The following is a 4,011-nucleotide window of genomic DNA, read 5'->3' as shown; positions in this document are numbered from 1 at the left end:
TGCTGCTAAAAAAGCAGGCATGACAATCACACAAAATGCTACTGTGACTAAAGTCATTACAGCCAGTCAATACGCGGCAGAAGCAACTAAAATAAAGGCACTCTACGCTTCACAAAAGTCAGCTATTGATGCGGCATTGAAGAAGCAACAAGCTGCTAATGATGCTTACGATAAGGAAGAGGCACAATACAAGGTGGACAAAGCCAAGTACGATAAAGAAAAAGCCCAATATGACAAAGACAAGGCCCAGTATGATAAGGATGAGGCTGCCTTTGAAAACGGGACTGATGTCAATACTGAAATGCAAGCGCTGACCCAAAATCATGTTAATCATGATCAATATGATACTTTTATGACAGCAGACGTTAACCAAAAAACTGGTGAGTTCACACTGACTCATGACATGAATGATGGCGTATCAATCATTGGTCATGGTGTTTTGAAAGGTAAATTTAATTGGAAAGTCACTTCAAAGGGCGATGGATCTGAAGTCATCATTGCAGACTCTATTACTTTAACGTCATACAAGTATGCAAATGAACATCCTAACACAGCTGCTAATAAAAATATCAATTTCCACGTCTATGATAATTCTGGCAAGGAATTATTTGTTGGCAATCATGCTGGCGAGAGCACCTTTACCAAAGAAATCAATAAAACGGTATCACTGGGTACGAGCTTTACTTTGAAACCTAACGAATCAACCGATAAGCAACAAATTTTGAAGGTTGATGATAACTGGGTTTATAATACGCATGGTCAAATCTATACGAAATTTACCAATACAAATAAGCAACCAACCGCACCAACACCACCCAAAGCTCCAACTGAACCTGCTAAGCCAACACCACTCAAGGGAACCTATGGCTTGACTCAATTTATTGTGACCCCAGAACCTAAAAAAGATGTTGATGCAGGTCAAAATGCTGGGGATAAGGATGGTTCTGATAACGGGAAGTCTGTGATTAAGGGTGATGAGTTAACTTATTCATTGAAGACAACAGATTGGCCAGCTGATCGCACTGACGATATGAAGACTATCAAGTACGTTGACACATTGCCAAAAGAAGTGGACTACAAGTCAACGAAAGTCTATTCCAAAGATGGCAAGACTGATTTAACCAAGTATTTCAAAATTAGTTATGATAAAAAGACACGCTTGTTTACAGCGGAAGCGAATGCAGATTATTTGAAACTGATTAACGCAGATAAGACAAAAGCTTTCGAATTACCAATTGTAGATGTCTATGCGATTGCCAATACTTCAAATGCTAAGTTCGACAACACATACGATATTTGGGAAAACGATTCAAAGACGGGATCAAATACCGTTGAGAATACCACACCTGAAATTAAGCCTAAAAAAGATGTTGAATCAGGCGATGTAAAAGGTGACTCTGACAAGTCAATTGATGGTGATGAAATCAAGAAGGGGCAAGAAATTACTTATGCGCTAACAGTTAACGACTTACCAGCCAACCATGCCAGCGATTTAAAGACATTTAAATACGTTGATACATTGCCAAAGGAAGTAGATTATAAGTCAGCGAAGGTCTATTCAAAAGACGGTAAGACTGATCTAACTAAGTATTTCAAGATTAGTTATGATGAAGAGACTCGAGTCTTGACAGCTGAGGCTAACGCAGACTTTTTTAAGTTAGCGAATGCAGATAAAACAAAAGCCTTTGCCTTACCAGTGGTTGATGTTTATGTAACAGCTAACAAAGATAATGCCACGATTAAGAATACGTATGACATCTGGGAAAACGGTTCAAAGACGGAATCAAATACTGTCGAGAACAAAACGCCAGGTGTTACACCAACACCCACGCCAAATACGAGCTATGTTGAAGCGCCAAAGGGTGGGTTATATGGGGCGATTGCGACGATTGCACTAGCAGGCGCAGCCTTTGGATTTCGCAAGCCAATCAAGAAATGGTTCCACAAATAACAATATTTGACAGTGCCCCAGGGCATTGTTTTTTTGTTTTGTCCTTATCAATCGATAACACAATGAACAATATACCTTGTTTTGTTCTTCACAAAGTGGTATATTTAAGAGGATCAGAAGAAGTCTTGACATGCGATTTCAGTAGTCTGCTTTCATCAAAAATTACAATTAAATTGCAAGAAATTATCATATCTCACTTCATATATTTACTGTTGTTGCATGGCTTTTCAAAACATTTTTCTAAAGTTAAACAGTGAGTCAATCAAACCTGATTTACTGCGCAAATAAAGCCGTCCGTTGATGGCTTTTTTGTGTTCGATTATAAACAAGCGCACTTGTCAATTGAGACAGACATAGTTACTTGACGACTATTAATTAAATTGATTAGCACAATATTATGAGAAGATCTTACCAATCGTTTTAGTTAAAATCCAGTCTAATATCAATGTCAATAACAGTTTAACGGCTAACATACACGTCAGTATATTACAAACATATTCACGTGTATGTTAGTCACTATATACGTAAATATAGATGTGTATATAAGCGTGTATATGTTAGCCTATATAATGATGTTATATACACTAACATAAATACATCACATACATTTAAAAACCTCGTTATACCACCGTTTGCGCAGTTGTTCACTTTTGTTTTTCTTAACATTTTAACTATTGACCGAACGTCAATTTTATAGTGTTATTGAGAGAAGGAATAATTACCACATGACTAAGAAAAACCCAAATTCCAAATATGGTCGCCTTAATTTTACAGAGCGCGTTACCATCAAAAATATGATTGACGCGGGTAAGACCAATGCAGAAATTGCTCGAAAGCTAAACCGCCCTCGAGCTACCATTACACACGAATTGCAGCGTAATGCCCGTGTCATGACTTGGCATGGCAAAAAGAAAGTATTGCGCCATACCTACGAACCTGTGCAAGCGACAAGACGTGCTGAGTATTACCAATCAAAGTCGCATCGTTCACAGCCTAAAATCACACCTAAAAAACGCGAAAAGATTGATTACTATCTCAAAAAGAAACATTGGTCGCCAGAACAAATTGCACATGGTGTGCCACGAATTGGTGTATGCACACGAACAATCTATAACTGGATTCTGAATCGCAACCTGAGTGCAACATTAAATGATTTACCGCTTAAAGGCAAAAGACGCAGGCATCTAAGAGCCAAACCAGTTAATCCAGAACATAAACGGATGATGATTGAAACGCGTTCAATTCACAACCGTCCAGAAGTCATCAATAATCGTTCAACATTTGGTCATTGGGAAATTGATGGGGTGATGAGTCCTCAAGATTCCCAATCTTTCGTGATCACATTTGTGGAACGAAAAACACGTTTTATGGTTGGTGTCAAAGCTAAAAGTAAGAGTTCAGATGATGTCAAAACAGCCATTGATACCTTTATGTCAAGGTTTGAAAATGTTTGTGACAGTATAACATGTGATCGTGGCACAGAATTCACCAGTAGTTTATTTATTTACAGCATTGAAGATACGTACGGCAAAAAGTTATATTACGCTGATCCACAATCACCAGGTCAACGAGGTACAAACGAACGCATGAATCGTGAATTAAGGCGTGTATTTCCTGCTGGTTATGACTTTACTAAGATTACCCAACGTAAGCTTCAAAACGCCATTCAGGAAATCAATGAGCGTCCAAGAAATGTGCTCAGGTTCAAAACACCTGAAAAAGTCTTTACTAAGCGAATCATGTCAGCTTAATCATCAAGAGATGCTAGAAATCGCTAATTGTTAAGACAGTTCAAAGTCAATAGCTTTGGGCTGCATTTTTGCGTATAATAGAAGCCAGATAAACACGAATTTAGGGTTTGATTGGCTTAAAAAAGCCAAAATGACAATGCCAAAACTAAATATGCGACCAACATCAAACATCAAAAATAAATTATGATAGCTGAAATTTAGAAACGCAAAACCGCAAATAGCACAAAAACAGTCTTTGTAATCATATTGTAAACAAATCCGTTATCACAACAGCGACAACGGATTAGCCAAATTAAAATCAATTTTTTT

Annotated in this window: 2 protein-coding genes; both read left to right on the top strand. The window is 37.8% G+C overall.

From position 1 onward, the window contains the following. The coding region (locus tag IEU71_RS09680) for an LPXTG cell wall anchor domain-containing protein (protein ID WP_188349650.1) at positions 1-1,951 on the top strand (1,951 nt) is incomplete at its 5' end. Between the two features lie 725 nt (positions 1,952-2,676). Continuing rightward, on the top strand, positions 2,677-3,702 hold the full coding sequence (locus tag IEU71_RS09675) for an IS30 family transposase (RefSeq protein WP_004915856.1): 1,026 nt from the start codon (positions 2,677-2,679) through the stop codon (positions 3,700-3,702). Positions 3,703-4,011: the final 309 nt, after the last annotated feature.

The sequence above is a fragment of the Leuconostoc falkenbergense genome (assembly GCF_014634805.1).
In the GTDB taxonomy this organism is placed as follows: domain Bacteria; phylum Bacillota; class Bacilli; order Lactobacillales; family Lactobacillaceae; genus Leuconostoc; species Leuconostoc falkenbergense.
This window is presented reverse-complemented; position numbering and strand designations above follow the sequence as displayed.

Excerpts from the sequence above, each read along its gene's own strand:
- IEU71_RS09675 (WP_004915856.1), top strand. The coding sequence starts at position 2,677 with ATGACTAAGAAAAACCCAAATTCCAAATATGGTCGCCTTAATTTTACA.